Consider the following 21,994-nt stretch of genomic DNA (forward strand, 5'->3'; position numbering starts at 1 on the left):
AATAGTATTGTCTGACATTGTACAATCCGACGTTGTACATGTTCTTGGCAATATGGCACAGTTCTCGAAGAGTCAAGTATTCTTCTTTGGTCAAACCATTTAGCTGTTGTTTGATACAAAAATACATGTTTTCACCTCCCATCTAACTATATGATACTATATTTTACTGAATCTATCCTATTTTCAGCAAAATATAGTTAAGGCGATTCATCTCCCACTTACTCCGCTTCGCTTCGTTGAAGTGGGAGTCTTCTCGCCTAATTAAGATAAACAAACCTCAACAATATCATCCACCCGCTCCGTCATAACCGGTTTGCTCCTTTCGTTTTCGCTCGGCATGGCATTGGCCATCCCGTTTTCCTCTGCCGGGCGCTCATCGCAAAAACAAACTCCCACCAAACAAATTGGCAGGAGCCGCCTCGGATATCGTCTTTGTCAAACTTGTTTCCATTATAGCAAACAAGCGGTTGACTGCCAAACCGTGAAGGAACTCTCACCATTTCCCTTTCTTTCCTATTTTTCTGTTTCTTTCGCCTGATTTTTCGCTCTCACAGTCGAAAAATAGCGCACCGGCGGAAGACGAGACAGCGGTCTCCCGCTCCGAGATGATTTTCGAAATACGGACAAACCCCAACATACAGAGAATCGTGATCCCCCAACCAATGCCTTCGCGAATGACAATCGCACGGTCAAACGCTTCGACGTCGTAGCGAACGATCAAGTACGCCTTAATCGCCGCCAACAGCCCGTCGCGCAAAGCAAAACCAACAGTGATCCATTGAAAAAGTGAAAAGACATCACGTTCCAAAAACCGTCTTTTCATGACCGAGCGCGGAGCCCCCTGCATTTCCACAAAATCAAGAGAAAAATAAAGCAACAACGGGCGCTTGACAACGACCGTCACCAAAAAAAAGACAGACAAAACAATCGAGTACCAGACGTCATTCCATAACATCTGCAACGCAGAGCCAGCGAATATGTTCAACAGCGTACTAACGGCCAGATTAACAATCAAAAACGTGCCGAACCATTGCACTTTGCGAATACGCCAATAGCGATAAACGGTATAAACCGCTCCCGGCACGGTACAAATCAACATCGCCCCGTACTCCCCAACCGGGCTGCGCAATGCATGCCAGAGCACGATCGGAAACACCACATAGAATACGACATCAAACATGACCATCCGCTTCCCCACCACTTGTCTCCTCACTCCCCCTTTCTCTTTTCACATACGCCCTCATCATTCACCGAGTTCCGCGCCAATGACTCGCATCCTTTTAGCCTCAATCCAAGCCGACACCTCTCCCACCCCCACTTCCTCTCCATCAGCGTGAACGGGGACGGGAGCGGCGGGGCGAATGTGCACGTTCCGCCCGGCAAACACGGAAACTTCTTTCATTCGCACATGCCCGCCCCAAAATACAGTTAAAAACAGCGCAAGAATTTTCCAACGCTGCATCGGCCCGACGACCGTCACATGAAGCAAGCCGTCATCACCCCGGGCGGACGGGGCGATGCGCATACCTCCGCCGTAGTACGGATGATTGGACACAGTCGCCATCCAAGCTTGCTGAAATGAATAGTTTCGCCCGTCAATGCAAATGTCAAGATCGACGGGTCGATAGCGGAATAGCTCTATCACTAAATAAAGCACGTAAATAAGCGAGCCAAGCCCAACACGATTGAACCGCCCTTTCCATGCCGAACGGTTGGCCATGCGGGCGATATGGGCGTCAAAACCGCAGCCGACGCTGTTGGCAAACGCGCCGTCGGGCACGGATAATCCCTTTTCTTACCTATTGGCGGTTTGTTTCATTTTTCCTCTCGGCGAAATAAGAAAAATCCGAACCCGCAAACCGGATTCGGATCAGTCATCATTCCTCACCGATAATTTTCACTTCCAGCTCTAAATCAACTCCGAACTTCTCCTTTACGGTTTTGCGCACCATGTCGATCGTCGCGATGTAATCGGCAGCCGTCGCATTGTTTTTGTTAATGATGAATCCGGCGTGCTTCGTCGACACTTCCGCACCGCCGAATCCTTTTCCCTGAAGGCCGCTGTCTTGGATGAGCTTGCCGGCGAAATAGCCCGGCGGCCGCTTAAACACGCTGCCGACCGACGGATACTCAAGAGGCTGTTTCGATTCGCGCTGAAATGTTAAATCATCCATTTTCGCCTTGATTTGTGCATAGTCGCCCGGCTGCAGGGAAAAGACAACTTCAAGCACAATATCATGCGTCCGGCTGATGATGCTTGTTCGATAACCGAGCTCCAGTTCCTCGTTTGTCAATGTTTTCAACTCGCCGGCGAGCGTCGCCACCTTGACATGGTCAAGCACATCTTTCACTTCCCCGCCGTACGCTCCGGCGTTCATCATAATCGCTCCGCCGACCGATCCCGGAATGCCGCAGGCAAACTCCAACCCGGTGAGATGTTGTTCGAGCGCGAACCGCGACACCGCTTTAATATCCGCCCCGCTTTGGGCGATCACGTTGTTTCCTTCACGCCAAATGCGGTTGAGATGCTTCAGCTGCATGACAATGCCGCGCAGCCCGCCGTCGCGGATGATGACGTTCGAACCGTTGCCGAGAAGGGTAAACGGCAGGCCGTACTCCTCTTTCAGCCGCAACACCTCAATGACCTGCTCGTACGTTTCCGGCCAGACGAGAAAATCAGCCTTGCCGCCGATCCGCACTAATGTATGGTTTTTCATCGGCTCATCGCGCAGGACGTTTCTTTCCCCACAAATCTCTACGAGTCTTTGATAAATATGTTCCGCACGTTTCATCGTTCTGTCTCACCTTCTTCGCTCATTCCATGCCGCTTGGCGGCATTCATTCCACATCGTTTCCATTATCGCCGGAATCGCGCCGCATATCAAGTGGGCAATGTTCCTTAATTCTGTTTTATTCGGGACTGGGCCAAAAGGTGACGTCGGATGGAAAAGAACAAAAAACCGGACGGGCAACCGTCCGGAAAATGGATTCCTGTTTCTCGCCAAAATGGCAGAAACAAAGCAGCATATCCTCATTCCCATCCCCTATAATTCTATTTCTTGTCCTACTCCGAGCTCCTTCGCTTTTTGATAGACGCCAATCGCCACAGCCAAATCATAGAAAGCCGCTCCGACCGATTTAAATAAGGTGATTTCCTGATCGTGTTGCCGCCCAGCTTTCTCTCCGGTGACGAGTTCCCCGATTTCGGCATCAATTTGAGAAAAAGACCATCTTCCACTTTCAGCCGCCTGAATGAGTTCTCCTGCCTCATGCCTGACGCCCTCAAGTGTATCGACGACAATGCGGTCCGCTTGGACAATAGTCTCCACATCCAACTCGCGCATATGTGGCAAGTACGAGCCAATGGCGCTAATGTGCATGCCTGGCCGCAACATTTGACTGGAAAACACCGGCTGTTCCGAGCGCGTGCTGCATACCACGATGTCGGCCTGGCGAACGGCTTCGTCCGCCTCATCCACCACATATACCTTCCCTGTCCATTCCCGAACCAGTTGATGCAGTCCCGCCGCCAAGTCTTCTGCTTTTTTCCTCGTTCGGTTGTACAGAAATATACGTTCAATCGCTCTCACTGCCAATATGCCAACCACTTGTTCTTTGGCCATCGCCCCTGTTCCGATCACCGCTAGCCGCGACGCCGCCTGTGTCGCCAAATAATCAGCTGCAATGGCGGATAACGCCCCCGTGCGCAGTCTCGTCAAATACGTGGCATTACAAACCATCCGATGTTCCCCCGTTTTCGCATCCGTAAGCACCATGATCCCCTGGGTGGTCGATCTTCCTGCTGCAGGGTTATGGGGGAAAATGCTGACCACCTTCACCACTGCTGCCCCCTCCTCAGCGGATGGCATATACAAAATCGAAGCATCATGATTCGGAAATGGAAGCACCGTGCGATCAGGGGTGATCACTTTCCCTGCTTGTTTTTGTCGCAACATTTCTTTTACATCGGAAATGGCATCCTTCATCGTATACATGCGTTGAATTTCTTGTTCTGACAAAATAAGCATAATCCCCCTCCTTCAATACGCTGAAAAAACGGAACCGCGTTACGCGATTCCGTCTTGCTCATCAAGTTCTTCATGTTTGCGGTCGCGCACAGACCAGACAGCGGCCAGCGAAATAAGCGAGACTAATACAATATATAAGGCCACCGGCACATAAGAGTTCCCATACGCCGCCAGCAATGCCGTAGCGATGAGCGGTGCCGTTCCTCCCGCTAGTGCGGCGCCAATTTGGTAGCCGAGCGAAATCCCTGTGTATCGAACATTGGACGGGAAAATTTCCGAGAACATCGTGCCGAGCACAGCCGTAATCGGCGCCCAAATAATGCCGAGACCAATGACGGTCGCTATTATCAACAAGGCGACTGATTTTTGTTGCAAGAGCCAAAAATACGGAAACGCATAGATCATCATCCCAACAGTCCCGGCAATGTAAAGCGGCTTGCGGCCGTACCGGTCTGACCACTTGCCCATCAGCGGAATCAGAATCGTTGTTACGATTGTCGCCACGGTGACCGCATTTAATGCTGCTGTTTTCGAGAAACCTAAGTTCGTTGTCGCATACGACACGATAAACGTCCCGAAAATGTAAAACGGAGCAGTTTCCACGACTTTGCCGCCAATGGCGATCAGTACTTCCTTCCATTGAGTCCGTAGCGTCTCCACAAGCGGCACTTTCGCCACTTGACCAGTTTCTTTTACTTTCTTAAACGAAGGCGTTTCATCAATGCCATGGCGCACCCATAACCCAAAAACGACAAGCAGCGCGCTTAACAGAAAAGGAATGCGCCATCCCCATGACATAAACGTCTCATCCGGCATAAGCGTCATAAGCGACATAACAAACGTCCCGAGAAGCAGTCCGATCGTCACTCCCATTTGTGGAATGCTGCCGAACAGTCCGCGCTTTTCTTTCGGTGCATATTCCACCGCCAATAGCAGCGCCCCTCCCCATTCACCGCCAAGACCAATCCCTTGAACGAGGCGAAGCAAAATGAGCAGCACCGGCGCCCATATGCCGATCATCTCATACGTTGGCAACAGCCCCATGCCAGCTGTGGCAATCCCCATAAGGCTTAACGTTAAAACGAGCGTTTTCTTTCGCCCGATTTTATCGCCGATATGGCTAAACACAATGCCGCCTAACGGGCGAATGAAAAATGAAAGGGCAAATGATGAGTATGATAAAAGCAAACCAACGGTCGGGTCTTTACTCGGAAAAAACAATTGATTGAACACAAGTGCCGCGACCGTTCCGTACAAAAAATAGTCAAACCACTCAATCGAACTGCCGACAAGGCTGGCGACTAAAACCCGTTTCGATACCCCTTTTTCCATTGTCTCCCTCCCAGGTTGCAATATCTTTCATCACTTTGAATATATCAAAATAATAACTGACGGTAAATACAAAAATATTCGACAAATACATCTACTTCTCTAGCTCCTTTCCTTTCAACGTCTATGGAAAGCGTCCTTCTCATTGCACACCCTTACATAGCTCTTCAAGAACAGGACAATCTTTTTCCCATGACAGCGTGCCCACAGGCAAGTGCTGTCGGCTACACGGCTGCCTATGTGTAATGCGGACGAGAGCAAAGAGGTTTACAATCATATACATATGGAAAAAATGGTAACAACCATTTCATGGGAGGGAGTCCATTGTACGACACATTAGCGGAAGTCAGCGCCATTCTCGGCCGGTCGAAAGAGGCGCTCAGCCAGTTTCAAGCGATTTTAGAGCCGACGATTGAAAAAGCCGCGGACGACCATGAACGGCTGTATTGGCATCATATTTACGAAGAAGAGGAACACCGGTTTGACCGTTTGACCGCCTTGCTTCCAAAGTTGGAGGAGGCATTGGCGGACGAAGCATTCTTATCGCGGGAAAACGGCGACTTTCTGCGCCTGTTGCAAGACATCAGCCTTGAAAAATTCGGCTTGCACAACTTTTTGGAGCATCTCGATTTGTCCCTCTTCCACTATAAAGGAACGGAACATGAACCGGCGATTGTGGCGCTGCGCGACATGACCGCGGCGGACTACCAACAGATGAAAGCCGCTCTCGAAACGCTCAACCGTGCGCTCGATGCGCCATTGTCTTTCGACGCTTCAGTGCCGACTGACGAAAAAGAGCATCAAAAAGACCATTTGAAACTGGCGCAGTACGCCGTCCCGCCTTCCGACCCGGCGCCTGTCCGCCCATCGATCGGAACAAGACGGCAGCTGACAGTCGGCAGCTTAAAACACGGATAAGAAAGGAGAGGAAACATGGATAAAACGAAGCTGTATCCAGAAGCCCCGCTCACAAGCAGCCAATGGGGCGAGCTTGACGAACTGGTCATTGAAACGGCGCGGCGCCAGCTCGTCGGACGTAGGTTTATCGATTTGTACGGTCCGCTTGGCGAAGGCGTCCAGTCGGTCGCCAACGATATTTATATGAACCCGGAACAGGGGGACATGAGCTTCCACGGCAAAGAGCTGAGCCTTTCCGAGCCGGCGCGCCGCGTGCATTTAACGATCCCGCTTTTGTATAAAGACTTTATTTTGTACTGGCGTGACATTGAACAGGCGAAACAGCTCGGCAGCCCGATCGACTTTTCCGCCGCCGCCAACGCCGCCCAGCAGTGCGCGCTGCTCGAGGACGATTTGATTTTCAACGGTTCGGCTGAATTTGATGTACCGGGCATTATGAACGTGAAAGGAAAAATCGCCCACATTCGCAGCGACTGGATGAAATCGGGCAACGCCTTCGCCGACGTCGTTGAAGCGCGCAACAAGCTGCTTCAGCTCGGCCATACCGGTCCATACGCACTCGTCCTGTCACCGGAGTTGTATGCGTTGATCCACCGCGTCCATGAAGGAACGCACGTGCTTGAAATTGAGCACATCCGCGAGCTGATGACCGCCGGCATTTACCAAACGCCAGTCATTAAAGGCAAACGCGGCGTCGTTATCGATGCCGGCCGACAAAACATCGATCTTGCTGTCGCGGTCGACATGCAAACTGCGTTTTTAGACACAGAAAATATGAACTACCTATTCCGCGTCTATGAGTCCGTCGTACCGCGCATCAAACGTCCAAGCGCCATCTGCACGCTCGAAGACCCGAACGAGTCGGCATGAACGGTGCACAGCCTCCCTTGCCGTCAGACGGCAAGAAGAGCGGAAAGCCATCGACCCGCGCTGTAAAAACAGGGTTCTCCTTCACGAAAACGCGCCCGACGACAAAGCAAGTCGCCGGGCGGTTTGTTGATGGTTCCATTAAGCGGTGCGGGCTGCTTGGTCTTGAACGTTCGAAACGAGCAGCGACAATTCCGGACTGAGCGCCTCAACACCAATGTCATCGATAATCATTTTCGCTTCCTGCCAAAAATGGACGGTATAGCTGCCTTGATAAATATCGAACAGCCGTTTTAAATAGCGCCGCTTGTTGTGGATGGCTTCCCGTTTATAAGCGACGTTGTTCAGCTCACGGATTTTTTTATGTTCGGGCGCGGAAATGACGCTAATGTCGTGGACGTTGACAACCATCCGATCTCCTTGCTCGGTCACAAAGCCGACAGAGTAATATTGAGCGCCCAGCTGATCGATATGAACGATACAGGCGTTTCGGTATTCTTCGCCGGAGCGGAGACGGAGAAATGCAGCTTCGATGGCGCCGCCGACTTTTCGCTCGTTGGCCAAAATCGCTTTCATATCGCGCAGTCCGTTCATCGGAATGCCCATGGTGTCTCCCCCTTGTCCCTAGCCAAGATGGCGTTTTCGCAATTTCTTTTACTATTATGATACCAATCATTCACCCGGATGTAAATGAGATTCATTTTCAAACTAACCATGTAATTTAAAGGAGATGTGTAAAAAAATGGGTAAAACATTCACGGTCGGCTCACTGAAGCCTGCCGTCCGGCCATCGGAGCGCTCTAGTTCTGCCGCGCCGCCTAAGCCCGATGGGCCGTCCGCCGTGCGGCCGTCTGTCATTCAAATCGAACAAAACGGGAAAACGTTCACCGTGCAGCCAGCCCCCGGCGTTTCGCTTCTTGACGCCGCCCTAGGACAAGGTGTGCTGCTCGATCACAAATGCAAAAAAGGAACGTGCGGCCGTTGCATGGTCACTGTTCTGGCTGGCGCCCACCTTCTCGCTCCGAAAACGCGGCGCGAGCGCGAAAAAACGGATCAACCAGCCAAACGGCTTGCCTGCCAAGCACAAATCCAATAAGCCGAGCGCTATTTTAGCACGATCGGCTTATTTTTTCCCATGCAACCGCTCCCACCTACTTTCTCTCATTGCCTGACTCTTTACGCCATGGTATGATGGTGAGAAATACAAAAAACGGAGGGGATGCCTATGAGAACGGTCACCTTAACCGACGTCTTTGCCCATCCGATTGCGCAAAAATATTTAAAACGATCCGGCCTCGCCCACGCCATCACCGCGGCGTACCATGCCTACCACCTTGCCCTCCGCCACGGAGTGAACGTCGACTTGGCGACAAAAGCGGCACTGCTTCATGATATCGGCCATTACACATGGTACAAAAACGGCCGTTGGGACTACGAACAATACCGGCAAAACGACATCCATGCCATCAAAGGGGCCGAGCGCGCCCATAAGCTGCTGATCCGCCTTGGCGAACATCCGCAAAACGCTAAGGAAATTGCCCTGGCGATTTTGCTTCATACCGATTCCTACCTTCCAGAAGGAGAATGGAAACGAACGCCGCTTCAAGCCATCGTCAAATGGGCCGACGAAGCCGACGAGGAGCCCGGCGGCCGCCACCATTATCGAACGATCAGCGACGACTTAGCGTGGAAAAAAATCCGCCAGCTCGACGAACTCGTCAGCCGTCAGCACGGAAAAGAGCGACTCGGGGATATTGTTTGACCGCTTGCCTTGATGTCGCCATTCCCCTTGAACAGACGCGAAACATCGCCACGAACAATGTATGCTCTGAACGGAAACAGCTCACCCTTTCATCAGGTGGGCTGCTCGCGCGCCAGCGACACAGAACGATACACACCATCGAATGCCCTCTTATATCCTCATCGTCCACTCACGCTTTAAGACTGCTTGGCACCATCTGTCCCGCCAAAACGCCCGCTGCCGTTCTTCCTAAAAAACGGAAAGCCTTGGAGCACCGTCGCAACGCACCGTTTTCCTGCACTTACCGCTCTCTTCTTCGTAAATGTTCAATTTAACATCTTTCCGAAAGAAGTCTCCCACTTCGAAGCGAAGTGAAAGTGGGAGATGAATGTCGGTTGGCGTCAGCCAACGAATAGGATAGAATATGGCTAGAACGGACACCTTCGGAACGAAGGGAAGCGTAAAGGGTTCTTGTGTGTGGCTTACCGTTCGGCGAACACACACAAGTCGCTCGAAGCCCCCATCTCTAAGCGAAGCGTAGGTGGTGGGTAGTTCACAAGGACGTTTTTTCTCATTATACCAAGGTAAGGCGCCCAAGCCTACCGTCCGACAACAAGCCGCAACATCTCTTTTCCTTTTCTCTTCCCCATTGTATAATGCAGCGAGAATCCCTCCGTTAATCATGTTTTCCGGTAAAAAACCGCGTTGGACGATGCCCCAACGCGGGTTTCCTTACAGCTCATCAAACCCATTATCGACTTGTACTTTCGTATACTGGCGTGGTTTTTGCTCGAAGAAGTCTGATTTGCCAAGGTCAACTTCTTCATACGCTTTAATCCAGCGGAGCGGGTTCGTCCGGTAGCCGTCAAACGGGCGGTCAAATCCGAGCTGGTGGGCGCGGACGTTGGCGTAAAACTTAATGTACGCTTCCAAATCAGCCAAGTCGATGCCATCGATGTCATTCCCAATGATTTCCCGAGCCCATTCGATTTCCAGCTCTGCCGCTTTCATAAACGTGTTCCGGACGAAATCGGCAAGCTCCGGCGTCCGATACTCTGGGTATTCGTTCAACACTTCCTTGAAAATTTTTGTAAACAAATCAACATGAATGTGCTCGTCACGGTTGATGTAATTGATCATCGTGCTCGTCGCCACCATTTTTTGCTGGCGCGCGAGGTTGTAGAAAAAGGCGAACCCCGAGTAGAAAAACAATCCTTCTAAAATAACGTCAAAGACGATCGACCGCAGCAAGTTCTCCACATTCGGCTCTTCGGCAAACGCCTTGTAGCCGTTCGTCACAAAATCGTTCCGCTTGCGCAGCGTCGGTTCGTTTCGCCAAAAGTCGAACACTTCATCTTGCTTTGCTTTCGGCACAAGGCTCGAGAGCACGTACGAATACGAATGGTTGTGAATGACTTCCTGCTGGGCAAGCATGATCATCAAGGCATTGATGCTTGGATCGGTAATGTAATCCGCCACACGTCCCGCGTAATCGGTTTGAATGCTGTCAAGCAGCGCCAACAGGCCGATGATTTTCAAAAACGCCTCCTGTTCGCGGGCGGTCAGCTGCGGAAACTGCTTCACATCTTGCGCCATATTGATTTCAAACGGTGTCCAAAAGTTGGCGAGCATTCGCTTATATTTCGCATACGCCCATGGGTAGGCGATATCGTCCCAGTTCAACACATTCGAGCAGCGGCCGTTGATAATGCCCGTCGAACGGTTCGGCGCCTCTGGATCCATAATCGGCCGTTTGACTAAGCTGATTGTCATGATCCATTCCTCCCTTTCAGCTAAGCTTCGGCGTGAATCTTTCCCCGGAATCGGCAACGTCCGGGGGAAGACCGTCAGCTCGCGCAAGAATCGCACTCGTCGATCGTCCCCGATGTCGAACGCACGTAATACGTCGTTTTCAGCCCCGACTTCCACGCCGTCAAATGCAAATCGAGCAGCTCTTTTGCCTTAATCGTGTTCACGACGTAGAAGTTAAAGGAGATGGCTTGGTCGATATGGCGCTGGCGGGCGGCGTTTTGCTTGATGCTCCAGCGCTGGTCGATATGGTACGCCGATTTGTAATACCATGTCGTCTGTTCGTTTAAATCCGGCACCGTAACGGGAATCTTATAATCTTTCTTTTCCTCGGCGTACACTTTTAAGAAAATCGGGTCAATGCTCGCTGTACTGCCGGCGATGATCGACGTCGAGGCGTTCGGCGCCACCGCCATCACATAGCCGTTTCGCATCCCATAGCGGGCCACGTCTTGCTTCAGCCGATCCCAATCCAATTCACCGTGGCTTTCGTAGCCGCGCCGCTCAAAATAAGCGCCTGTCTGCCAATCCGATCCTGGAAACGCCGGGTAGCTCCCTTTCTCTTTGGCGAGCTCCATGCTCGCTTGAATCGCCAAATACGCGATCGTTTCATACAGCTCGTCGGCATAGCGGACCGCTTCGTCCGACTCCCAGCGAATGCCTTTTAACGCCAACAAATGATGCCAGCCAAAGGTTCCAAGCCCGACAGCGCGGTATTTTTCGTTCGTCAGGCCGGCTTGCAGCACAGGGATATTGTTTAAATCAATGACATTATCGAGCATCCGCATTTGAATCGGGATCAGCCGCGCCAAAACGCCGTCGGTCACCGCCCGCGCCAAGTTGATCGACGATAAGTTGCAGACGACAAAATCGCCTGGGATTTTCTCAATGATGATCGTCCCGTCTTTCACATATTGCCGCTTCGTCACTGTCGGGCTTTGGTTTTGCGCGATTTCCGTGCAAAGGTTGCTGCAGTAGATCATCCCGAGATGGCGGTTCGGGTTTTGCCGGTTCACTTCATCGCGGTAAAACATAAACGGCGTCCCCGACTCGAGCTGGCTGCGCATAATGCTTTTCATCACGTCGATCGCCGGCACTTTTTCTTTCGACAGCCTTGGTTCGTTGACGCATTGCCAATATTTCTCGCGGAAACTCCCGCGCCCTTTTTCCTCATCATAAAAATCTTCCAAGCTAAACCCCATCACCTTCCGCACTTCATGCGGATCAAACAAGTACCAGTCGCCGCGCTGTTCGACTTGCTCCATGAACAAGTCCGGGATGCACACGCCGGTGAACAAATCATGCGTCCGCAGCCGTTCGTCGCCGTTGTTGAGCCGCGCATCGAGAAACGCAAAAATGTCTTTATGCCATACATCCAAATAGACGGAAATGGCCCCTTTGCGCTGCCCCAGCTGATCGACGCTCACCGCTGTATTGTTCAACTGCTTCATCCACGGGATGACGCCGGAAGAGACCCCTTTGAACCCTTTAATGTCGCTGCCGCGCGAACGGATTTTGCCTAAATAGACGCCGATGCCGCCGCCCGATTTCGACAAATTGGCGATGTCGGTGTTGCTGTCATAAATTCCTTGCAAGCTGTCATCGACCGTATCGACAAAGCAGCTTGAGAGCTGGCCGTACGACTTCCCAGCGTTGGCAAGCGTCGGCGTCGCCACGGTCATGTATAAGTTGCTTAACGCCCAATACGCTTCCTTCACGAGCGCAAGGCGCCGCTTTTGCGGTTCATTCGCCATGAGCGTCATGGCAATGACCAAAAACCGCTCCTGCGGCAATTCATACAACCGCCGCTCATAATCGCGCGCCAAATACCGGTCCGCGAGCGTGCGCAGCCCAATGTACGTAAACAGCTTGTCCTTCTCCGGATCAAGAAACGCACCGATGGCGTCGACTTCTTCTTTCGTATAACGTTCAAGCAAGAACGGACTGTACACCCCTTGTTCCGTCAGCGCAACAAGCAGCGAGTAGAAATCGCCATACCGCTCGCGTTCCTCGTACCCGCGCTGCCGCGCCGCCTCGCGGTACAATTGCCGCAAATACAGCCGGGCGCACACAAACGTCCAGTCCGGCTCCTCCTCACTAATATACGACAGCCCTTCCAAAATGGCGGTTTGATACAGCTGCTCGAAGGTGACCATCTCTTTTCGGCTGAGAAGCTGCCATACACGTTCTTCATATTCCTCGAGCGACAAACGGACAAAGTCTGCCGCCGCCTGCTCCACCAACCTAGCAAACTCCTCGCGCGAAAATGATTTCTCTTTTCCTTGATCATCGACAACAATAGACTTCGTGGACACTGTCATTCGTTTCCCCTCTCCTCCATAAAAAAATCCGCTCGGGCAGGCGAGCGGATGAAACGACAGACGAAAAAAGGCAGACGAACCCCTTGTTCTTTTCCCCTATCGTTTCATCTTCTCACACCCCGAAGAACATGAAACGTTCCAAGCAAGGCAGGTCTCCTGACTCGTGCATCGTCCTACTTTGGGGCCTTCCCAGCGGCGCGCCGAACAGCTCTTGCCGCCAGTGGCCATCCCATTTCGTCCGCACATACAGTTGCGGGGGCAGTTCCGGATTCGCACCGGATTCCCTATTAAGTCCTGATGGACACCGTTGCTTAGCAGAACAATATGTAGTTGTAAAAAAAGACCTCAAAACCAATATATAGTAGTTTAGCATCCTGATGGAACAAGCATATACCAAAACCGGGAAAATTGCAAGAGCGGGAGAAAGCAAATTTTCTCTTTCGCTTCGCCAAAGGCAAGGAAACTGTCCGCACCATCGAAAAAGGCGTTCTAGGTGTCGCCCTTAGAACGCCCTATCGTTTCCCTGCTACGCCTCCAAAACAGACGCTGGCCGCTTCTCGTTTTGTACGGATGGAGCAAAATCGTACTTCTTTTCCACATACACTTGATGCCAAACCATAAACGCCAAGACCGTCCACAGCTTGCGGCTGTGGTCCGCCTTGTGGCGGGCATGTTCATCCAGCAGCCGATAGAGCACGTCCTTATGGAACAGATGATCGGTTTCGCTTTCGTTGATGAGCTGTCTCGCCCAGTCATACATTTCGTTTTTCAGCCAGTGGCGAATCGGCACGGGGAACCCTAATTTTTTCCGGTTTAACACATGATCCGGTACGATGCCTTCGGCGGCTTTACGTAAAATATATTTCGTCGTACCGTTGGCTATCTTCATATCAGGGGCGATTTGCCTAGCAACCTCAAATACCTTTTTGTCTAAAAAGGGAACGCGCAGCTCAAGCGAATGGGCCATCGTCATTTTGTCCGCTTTGACTAAAATATCGCCCCTTAGCCATGTATGAAGATCAATATACTGCATCCGGTTGACGGGCGGGTCATGAAGCGTTTCGCGGTAAAACGGAGCCGTCACCGCCGTATATTCGCACCCTCCTCGGTACGTTTTGAGCAGCGCCGCTTTTTCCTTTTCGCTATAGATTTTGGCATTGCCGACATACCGCTCTTCAAGCGGCGTCGTGCCGCGCTCCAAAAAGCTTTTTCCTTTCATCCCGTCCGGAAGCATCTTCGCGATCACCCGCAACACCGCTTTTACGATGTTTGGCATACGCACAAACAGCCGCAGCGACTCTGGTTCGCGGTAAATGTTGTAGCCGCCAAACAGCGCGTCCGCCCCCTCGCCGGAAAGCACAACCGTGACATGCTTTCTCGCCTCACGAGCGACAAAATACAGCGGCACAGCCGCAGGATCGGCAAGCGGATCGTCCATATGCCACATAATTTTCGGCAGCTCTTCCATATACTCCTGCGGTGAGATGACATAGCTAATGTTGTCTACCCCAAGCTTCTCTGCGGTTTCTTTTGCGACATCGATTTCACTGAACCCTTCCCGCTCAAACCCGACGGAAAATGTCTTCAGGTGCGGATGGAATTGTTTCGCGATGGCGACGATGAACGATGAATCAATGCCTCCCGACAAAAACGCACCGACCGGCACATCGCTGCGCATATGGACGTTGACCGAATCAAACAGCGCATCGCGGATTTGCTTGACAAGCTCCTCTTCCGATTGGCGAATGGGCTCGAAGGATGCCTTCCAATAACGATGAATGGTGAGCGGTTTTCCGACTTGTTTCTTGAGATAATGCCCCGGCTCCAGCTTGTAAATGCCGGCCGACATCGTCAGCGGCTCAGGGACATATTGGAATGTTAAATAATGCTGCAGGGAATCGCCGTTTAGCGACTCCTGTCCCAGAGCGAGCAAGATGCTTTTCTTTTCCGAAGCGAAAAACGTGCGGTCTCCTTGCTCCACATAAAAAAACGGCTTAATGCCGAACGGATCTCGCGCCGCAAACACCGTTTTCTCTTGCTTGTCCCAAATGACAAACGCAAACATCCCGCGCAGTTTTTCGACCGCTTTTTCTTTTTCGGCGCTGTAAAGGGCGACAATCACCTCAGTATCCGAATGCGTCGCAAACGAATATCCTTTCGCCGCCAGCTCCTCCCGCAATTCAAGATAGTTGTAAATTTCCCCGTTAAAAATGATCCAATATCGATCGTTTTCATAAGACAGCGGCTGATGTCCCGCCTCCAGATCGATGATGCTCAAACGCCGAAAACCAAAACTCACGTAGTCATCAAAAAAATACCCCTCATCGTCGGGGCCGCGATGGGTAATCAGGCGGTTCATCTCCACCAACGTTGTTTTCCATGTTTGCTCAATCGCTCTCGGGCGATCATGAATACAGCCAATAAAACCGCACATGGCGATGATTGTCCCCCCACTTTGCTAAGAAGAATCCAAAAACTACACGAAAAACCTTTTTGTTTAAAACTAAAATGATGGATACAAAGATACTTTCATTCTATCGTACACAACGTCAAGTTTCAAAAACAATCTGTTTCCATTTTTTCAGGAACACTGCTTGCAAGATTTTCAGTTCCTCATAATATTAACGATAAAGCCGAAACAAGACTTTATCGACGCTTGGGTTCAAATGGGACGGCAGGCGATTACCTACCACCGTTAGACATCGGTGAATCCGAATCGCTTGCCTTTTTTTACATTTCAGTTGAACGATTTTCTCCATACATTTTGCACATCTATTTTTTATCATATCATTGCATCTCCCACTACAAGCTTAAGGAGGGAAAACGACATGAAAAAATGGCTGCTTGGCGCCATTTTCGCAGGAGTAGCAGCGATTGGCGCAGCTTGCTCAAATCCATCTTCCATGCAGGGACACGACATGTCCGGCATGAATATGGAAAAAGAAAATACTTCCGCTGAAACGAGCAAGCAGCAATTGCCTTTAGCAACCAATACAGAAGTATTATCCGGGAAAGAAATTCACCTTACTGCGAAGGAAGCGTTATTACCCATTAATGGTCAAATCAAACTCCCGGTATACACGTATAATGGATCCGTGCCTGGTGCACAAATCCGCGTGAAGCAAGGAGACAAAGTAAAAATCGTAGTAAAAAATGAATTGCCGGAACCGACAACGATTCACTGGCACGGCTACCCTGTTCCAAATAACCAAGATGGAGTACCGGGTGTCACGATGGACGCCATTAAACCGGGTGAAACGTTTACGTATGAATTTACAGCAACCGTGCCGGGAACGTATTGGTATCATTCCCATCAAAAAAGCGCCGAGCAAGTGGACAAGGGATTATACGGTACATTAATCGTAGAACCGAAAAATGAAGAAAAAGTCGATCGAGATTACACGCTTGTATTAGATGAATGGATGAGCGACCCGGACGCCGAAAGCCATATGGACATGAATATGAGCGGCATGGATCATAGTAATATGAATAATGGAAATAGCTCTGATAATCAACAAATGGATATGAGCAGCATGGGCCATGATATGAATATGTATGATATTTTCACGATTAACGGGAAAAGCGGTTCCGCTGTCAAACCTTTAAAAGTGAAGAAAGGCGAAAAGGTGCGGCTTCGCCTTGTAAACGCAGGATACATGGCCCACAAACTTCACCTGCATGGTCATGAGTTTAAAATTGTCGCAACTGACGGGCAGCCGTTAAAAGATCCGCAACCAATCAAAGATGAACTGTTGAATATCGCTCCGGGTGAGCGCTACGACATTGAGTTTATCGCCAATAACCCGGGTGAATGGCTGCTGGAATGCCACGGCAATATGAAAGGCACCGATGGCATGAAAGTGAAAATTCAATACGAAGGACAAGCAAACAATACGGACAAAGCAAATGCAAAAGAAAACCTCCCTGTCGCGGATATGACAACATATGGAAAATATGAAACAGGTCCATTTACGTTAGACCAAAAATATGATGTAGAGTATACAATGGATTTAGGAACGGCCATGGGCAAAAATGGCATGATTTTCACGATTAATGGGAAAACGTATCCTGACACAGCGCCTATTCATGTGAAGACAGGAGATTTCGTAAAAGTAAAAATCGTGAACAACTCGCCGATGGATGTACATCCGATGCATTTACACGGCCATTTCTTCCAAGTGTTAAGCAAAAACGGCAAGCCGGTCACAGGCTCTCCATTGATAAAGGATTCCTTAAATGTAAACCCTGGTGAAGAATATGTCGTCGCGTTTCAAGCAGATCATCCGGGAAATTGGATGTTCCATTGCCATGACTTGCACCACGCTTCAGCGGGAATGGTGACAGAAGTCAAATATACCGATTACAAATCGGACTATACCCCAGATCCGAATGACACAACGAATAAAGGTGAATAAAAAAGCTGAAGGGGCTGACCCAAAACACAAACGCGTTTTGGGTCAGTCCCTCTTTTTTTCCGCGCCTGTTATTTTCATTATAACATCCCGCTTTCCCGATATTCTTCAAGAAGAGAAAAAACTTTCCCCATCCGAGAACTCGTTTAGGCAGTGACAATGTCCCGTTACGCTCTGGATAAAAAAGTGCCCCGTCATCACTTCGGGGCACCTTCCGTATGTTATTTCACATCATATCCTTGCTCTTCAATCGCTTCTTTCAGTTTTTCTACGCTGACCTTTGTTTCATCATACTCCACATCAACCGTACCTTCTTGCAAATGCACCTCTACACGGCTGACGCCATCCAACGCTTGAAGGGCATTGGTCACTGCCGCTTTGCAATGTCCGCATGTCATTCCTTGTACTTGTAATGTAATCGTCATCATCCATTCCTCCTTAAATGTTTATAGTTTCACGCGTTTCAAACGAAGCGCGTTGGTAACAACCGACACCGAGCTGAACGCCATCGCTGCTCCCGCGATCCATGGTTCTAATAATCCGAAAGCGGCGACCGGAATGCCAATCGTATTATAAAACAACGCCCAGAACAGATTTTGCCGAATGTTTTTCATCGTTTGGCGGCTCAACTCAATGGCTTTCGGGATATGGCGTAAATCGCCGCCGACCAAGGTCACGTCCGCGGTCTCGATGGCGACATCAGCTCCCGTGCCAATCGCCATCCCAATATCCGCTTTCGCAAGAGCTGGAGCGTCATTAATGCCATCACCGACCATCGCCACACGTTTTCCTTGCTTTTGCAATTCCTCGACGATGTTCGCTTTGTCTTCCGGGAGCACCTCGGCGTACACATGCTCAATGCCGACTTCATTGGCGATCGCTTCCGCTGTCCGTTGATTGTCCCCTGTTGCCATATAGACATCGATGCCCATTTGTTTTAATGTTTGAATGGCTTCTTTGGAGCTTTCTTTTACCGTATCCGCGACCGCAATGATGCCGGCAAGCTGTCCATCGATGGCAACGAGCATCACTGTTTTCCCTTGTTTTTCAAGCTCTACCATTTTATCTTCATGCACAGAAATCGCTACAGAGCGTTCCTTCATCAATTTTCGCGTCCCAATAAGGATGCTTTTTCCGTCAATGACCGCTTCAATTCCGTGGCCGGTAATGGCGGAGAAGTGCTCCAATGGCTTCAGCGAAATCGCTTGTTTCTTCCCGTATTCCACAATCGCATGAGCCAGCGGATGCTCCGAAGCGCTCTCGGCGGAAACCGCATAATCGAGCATGTCCTCGCGGAAGGCCAGCACATCGGTGACTTCCGGTTTTCCTTTTGTCACGGTTCCTGTTTTATCGAGTAATACGGCATTGATTTGATGCGTTCTCTCTAGGTACTCACCTCCTTTAAAGAGAATTCCCTGTTCTGCCCCTTTGCCGGTGCCGACCATAATCGATGTCGGTGTGGCCAAACCGAGCGCACAAGGGCACGCGATGACAAGAACGGCGATGGCCGCCTCAAGCGCTTTCGCCAAATCACCCGGCGCAGCAAAGAAGTACCAGATCATAAATGCAACAACCGCAATTCCGACAACAATCGGTACGAAAATGCCGGAAATGGTATCCGCCATCCGCTGAATCGGGGCTTTCGACCCTTGCGCCTCTTCAACGATTTTAATGATATTGGCCAGCGCGGTATCTTTTCCGACTTTTTCGGCACGAATGGTCAGTACGCCATTCGTATTCATCGTCGCCCCGATCACATAGTCGCCTTCCTTTTTATCAACCGGGATCGATTCACCGGTAATCATCGATTCGTCTACGGAAGATGCTCCGGCGATGACCATACCGTCTACCGGAATTTTTTCTCCCGGCTTAACAACGATCGTATCGCCGATCACCACTTCCTCGAGCGGAACTTTTATTTCTTCCCCATTACGGATGACAGTAGCTTCCTTTGCCTGCAGGCTGACTAGCTTCGAGATCGCTTCGGTTGTCCGCCCTTTCGCAAGAGCCTCAAAGTATTTGCCGACAAGCACAAGCGTAATCAAGACGGCGCTTGTTTCAAAATACAGTCTTGGCATATAGTCAGGATTCCCAAGCGTCCGAAAAGCTTCGTACAAGCTGTAAACGTACGCAGCCGATGTTCCAAGCGCCACTAGGACGTCCATGTTCGCGCTCTTGTTTCGCAACGCCCGATACGCCCCGACATAGAAGGGACCGCCGATGTAGAACTGAACCGGTGTAGCGAAAAGAAGCTGAAACCACGGATTCATCAAGAGCTGCGGCATCGGCAAGCCGATATCAAACGGCATATGAGCCAGCATCGTATAAAGCAGCGGCAACGATAAGATGATGGAAATGGCGAGTTGCCGTTGTTTTTGTTTCAGCCGCTCTTCTTTCCGACCAGCATGGTCTTGTTCTTCGTTTCGAATTTGCCCCCTGTACCCAAGCTTTTTGATTTTCTCTAAAATGTCTTCGACAGATGCAACACCCTCCTTGTATTCAACCACCGCGCTGTTTGTCGCCAAGTTGACAGCAGCGCTTGTCACACCTTCCATCCGATTTAACCCTTTTTCAATCCGCGTCGCACAGGCCGCACATGTCATTCCTTCAATATCAAGCGTCACTTTTTCCGTCGCAACGCCATACCCCAAATTCTCAATTTTCGTTTCGATATCGGCGATCGTTTGCTTCGATGGATCGTATTGAATCGTGGCTTTTTCCATGGCCAAATTGACATGGGCTTTGACGCCACCCATCTTATTTAATACTTTCTCAATCCGATTGGCGCACGCGGCGCATGTCATGCCGGTCACCTTCAGCGTCACGGTTTTCGGCTCTCCCATTTCCCGTTTCCCCCCTTACTTCGAAAATTGTTTCATCACATCCATCAATTCGCGAATCGATTCGTCTCCGCTCCCTTCACGGATCGCTTTCGCCACGCAATGGCTCACGTGGCGTTCAAGCAGCTGCAGCCCGACTTGGTTCAACGCCGCTCTGATCGCTGAAATTTGCACTAAAATATCGATGCAATACCGATTGTCCTCCACCATTTTTTGCACACCGCGCACTTGTCCTTCGATGCGCTTCAAGCGCTTGATGATGCGTTCGATTTCCTGTTCTGTTCGTGGAACCATTTTTTTATCCACATGATGATCTTCATAATGGTTCATCAAACATCACCCCTTTTCATTACATTATACCGGTAATGGGTATAAAATGCAACAGAGATCCCCTCTACAAATCATGTTCACCACAAAACCGTAATCAATACCTGTGCAGGAAAAAGCCCGCTTTCCACAAAAAAATTCACAATTTTAATACTTTAATACCATAATAAAACATGACATAACTGATCAATAAGCCGCTGATCAGCAAAAGATTTTCGCCCTGAACGACTATATTGCCGAATTGCAATATCCATTCCCCCAAAATTCATATTTCTATCGGTATTAGAAAGGATTCTTCGTTGCGACGAAAAAATACAACTATAACTACATCACCCTAACCATCTTGAAACGTTCTTCCAAACATTGTTATTGCATCATCTTCTTTAAAACCAATAAGTGATGGTATCGAACACGCCAAGCAATACCATCACAATTCCAGCGGTTTGCTGAATGAGCTTCCCTACCCGTCTTCCTTTTTTCATGACAGCACCGCTCAATCCTAAGTACCAAAGGATGAGGATGAAGAAAATAACCGGTACAGAAGTTCCGACGGCAAAGACGCTCGGCAACAACACTCCATAAGACGTTGAGTATACGAGAGGCATTAGAGTAACAAAAAATAGAACAAACATCGTTGGACAAAAAGCCAACGAAAAGCCAAATCCCATGAAAAACGAACCGATTTTTCCTTTTGCCCATCTCTCCGGCACTCTGAACAAAGTGACATTCCAATACATTTTAAAAAGCCCTAACAAATACAAGCCTACGAGAACAAGAATCGGGCCAATCAGCTTTCTTAACCATGGAAAGTATAGTGTCAGTGTACTTTGAATCTCCTTCCCCATCAACCAGACGATCAAGCCTAACCCGGAAAAAGCGATGACCTTTCCGAAAATAAATAAAAGCAGTTCTTTCCAAGCGATCCCCTTTTGCAGAGATTGGTTGCTGTACAACGTGATTGCTCCTAAGTTGCTAGTCAGCTGGCACGGAGCCATCGCTCCGACGATGCCAAGAAGAAACGCTGACAAAACAGGAAGCGCTGTTGTGCTGTTGGCCATATTCAGAAACGGCTGGCTCAGCAGGTTGCTGATTTGGCTTAGGAATGAATACACTCTTCTTCTCACCCTCTCCATCCGTTACTTATATTGTAGCAGTGAATTTTGCAAAAATTATGGAGCGATATATTTTTAGGCAAACAAAAAGACATGCGCCCGCATGTCCCTATATTTCCCCTTCTGATGCTAGTTTTGTCCAACTTCCACCGTTATTTTTTGTCGTGAACTACCCCCACTTAATTTTCTAGCGAAAATTTGAAGTGGGGGCTTCCAAAGAAGTTTGACTGCTTCAAGCAATCCTTATTCTTTGAGGCGTGTCCACTTCGCCGCTAGAGCATAAGACACTC

18 protein-coding genes, 1 pseudogene and 1 riboswitch are annotated in these 21,994 nt (G+C 49.9%); of the genes and pseudogenes, 5 read left to right on the forward strand and 14 right to left on the reverse strand.

Translation table 11 applies throughout. The features are described 5' to 3' along the window. The 6 genes and pseudogenes from ETC02_RS17810 to ETC02_RS14215 all read right to left on the reverse strand — a co-directional run. Positions 1-127, reverse strand: a pseudogene (locus ETC02_RS17810) (RNA-guided endonuclease TnpB family protein); the annotation flags it as partial. A gap of 366 nt (positions 128-493) precedes the next feature. Continuing rightward, positions 494-1,198, reverse strand: coding sequence for a VC0807 family protein (locus tag ETC02_RS14195; RefSeq protein WP_232722136.1), 705 nt, complete (start codon positions 1,196-1,198; stop codon positions 494-496). Positions 1,199-1,243: 45 nt separating this feature from the next. Then, complete coding sequence (locus ETC02_RS14200) at positions 1,244-1,780, reverse strand: diacylglycerol/lipid kinase family protein (RefSeq protein WP_371810215.1); 537 nt, start codon at positions 1,778-1,780, stop codon at positions 1,244-1,246. Positions 1,781-1,877: 97 nt separating this feature from the next. Continuing rightward, entirely contained in the window at positions 1,878-2,792 is a 915-nt protein-coding gene (gene murB, locus ETC02_RS14205) for a UDP-N-acetylmuramate dehydrogenase (protein WP_015374224.1), read from the reverse strand. A 252-nt stretch (positions 2,793-3,044) separates the two neighbouring features. Next, positions 3,045-4,028, reverse strand: coding sequence for an ornithine cyclodeaminase family protein (locus tag ETC02_RS14210; RefSeq protein ID WP_033015762.1), 984 nt, complete (start codon positions 4,026-4,028; stop codon positions 3,045-3,047). A gap of 39 nt (positions 4,029-4,067) precedes the next feature. Continuing rightward, positions 4,068-5,360: an MFS transporter gene (locus tag ETC02_RS14215; RefSeq protein WP_050368405.1), complete on the reverse strand. Its 1,293-nt coding sequence runs from the start codon at positions 5,358-5,360 to the stop codon at positions 4,068-4,070. Between the two features lie 321 nt (positions 5,361-5,681). Here ETC02_RS14215 and ETC02_RS14220 point away from each other — a divergent pair, with 321 nt between their 5' ends. Both ETC02_RS14220 and ETC02_RS14225 read left to right on the forward strand, forming a co-directional pair. After that, positions 5,682-6,275: an IMEF encapsulin system ferritin-like cargo protein gene (locus tag ETC02_RS14220; protein WP_050368404.1), complete on the forward strand. Its 594-nt coding sequence runs from the start codon at positions 5,682-5,684 to the stop codon at positions 6,273-6,275. 15 nt (positions 6,276-6,290) lie between these two features. Further along, a complete protein-coding gene (locus tag ETC02_RS14225; RefSeq protein WP_063211529.1) occupies positions 6,291-7,145 on the forward strand; it encodes a family 1 encapsulin nanocompartment shell protein in 855 nt (284 codons plus the stop codon). Between the two features lie 138 nt (positions 7,146-7,283). Here ETC02_RS14225 and ETC02_RS14230 read toward each other — a convergent pair whose 3' ends face one another. Further along, on the reverse strand, positions 7,284-7,748 hold the full coding sequence (locus ETC02_RS14230; RefSeq protein ID WP_033015757.1) for a hypothetical protein: 465 nt from the start codon (positions 7,746-7,748) through the stop codon (positions 7,284-7,286). A 136-nt stretch (positions 7,749-7,884) separates the two neighbouring features. On the opposite strand from ETC02_RS14230, the gene ETC02_RS14235 reads away from it, so the two are divergent. Both ETC02_RS14235 and ETC02_RS14240 read left to right on the forward strand, forming a co-directional pair. Continuing rightward, the gene (locus tag ETC02_RS14235) at positions 7,885-8,238 is read left to right on the forward strand and encodes a 2Fe-2S iron-sulfur cluster-binding protein (RefSeq protein WP_063211527.1); all 354 of its coding nucleotides are present in this window, start codon (positions 7,885-7,887) and stop codon (positions 8,236-8,238) included. A 129-nt stretch (positions 8,239-8,367) separates the two neighbouring features. Continuing rightward, complete coding sequence (locus tag ETC02_RS14240; protein WP_013146000.1) at positions 8,368-8,904, forward strand: HD domain-containing protein; 537 nt, start codon at positions 8,368-8,370, stop codon at positions 8,902-8,904. 711 nt (positions 8,905-9,615) lie between these two features. Here the strand turns inward: ETC02_RS14240 and ETC02_RS14245 are convergent. From ETC02_RS14245 to asnB, 3 genes are all read right to left on the reverse strand, one after another. Further along, positions 9,616-10,656, reverse strand: a complete 1,041-nt coding sequence (locus ETC02_RS14245) for a ribonucleotide-diphosphate reductase subunit beta (protein ID WP_047757707.1) — start codon at positions 10,654-10,656, stop codon at positions 9,616-9,618. A 74-nt stretch (positions 10,657-10,730) separates the two neighbouring features. After that, entirely contained in the window at positions 10,731-13,013 is a 2,283-nt protein-coding gene (locus ETC02_RS14250; protein ID WP_063211525.1) for a ribonucleoside-diphosphate reductase subunit alpha, read from the reverse strand. Positions 13,014-13,142: 129 nt separating this feature from the next. Next, a riboswitch (cobalamin riboswitch) is annotated at positions 13,143-13,338 on the reverse strand. Between the two features lie 201 nt (positions 13,339-13,539). Next, on the reverse strand, positions 13,540-15,447 hold the full coding sequence (gene asnB, locus ETC02_RS14255; RefSeq protein WP_171698360.1) for an asparagine synthase (glutamine-hydrolyzing): 1,908 nt from the start codon (positions 15,445-15,447) through the stop codon (positions 13,540-13,542). A 394-nt stretch (positions 15,448-15,841) separates the two neighbouring features. On the opposite strand from asnB, the gene ETC02_RS14260 reads away from it, so the two are divergent. Continuing rightward, complete coding sequence (locus tag ETC02_RS14260) at positions 15,842-17,428, forward strand: multicopper oxidase family protein (RefSeq protein WP_171698361.1); 1,587 nt, start codon at positions 15,842-15,844, stop codon at positions 17,426-17,428. 218 nt (positions 17,429-17,646) lie between these two features. On the opposite strand, the gene copZ is transcribed toward ETC02_RS14260, so the two are convergent. The 4 genes from copZ to ETC02_RS14280 all read right to left on the reverse strand — a co-directional run bounded on the left by copZ (position 17,647) and on the right by ETC02_RS14280 (position 21,704). Beyond that, complete coding sequence (gene copZ, locus ETC02_RS14265; protein WP_011230404.1) at positions 17,647-17,850, reverse strand: copper chaperone CopZ; 204 nt, start codon at positions 17,848-17,850, stop codon at positions 17,647-17,649. Positions 17,851-17,871: 21 nt separating this feature from the next. After that, complete coding sequence (locus tag ETC02_RS14270) at positions 17,872-20,268, reverse strand: heavy metal translocating P-type ATPase (RefSeq protein WP_063211519.1); 2,397 nt, start codon at positions 20,266-20,268, stop codon at positions 17,872-17,874. Positions 20,269-20,283: 15 nt separating this feature from the next. Beyond that, on the reverse strand, positions 20,284-20,595 hold the full coding sequence (locus ETC02_RS14275; RefSeq protein ID WP_013523213.1) for a metal-sensing transcriptional repressor: 312 nt from the start codon (positions 20,593-20,595) through the stop codon (positions 20,284-20,286). A 380-nt stretch (positions 20,596-20,975) separates the two neighbouring features. Continuing rightward, positions 20,976-21,704 (reverse strand): urease accessory protein UreH domain-containing protein, encoded by a 729-nt coding sequence (locus ETC02_RS14280; RefSeq protein ID WP_171698362.1) that lies wholly within the window; start codon positions 21,702-21,704, stop codon positions 20,976-20,978. Positions 21,705-21,994: the final 290 nt, after the last annotated feature.

The sequence above is a fragment of the Geobacillus sp. DSP4a genome (assembly GCF_013096875.1).
Lineage (GTDB): Bacteria > Bacillota > Bacilli > Bacillales > Anoxybacillaceae > Geobacillus > Geobacillus thermophilus.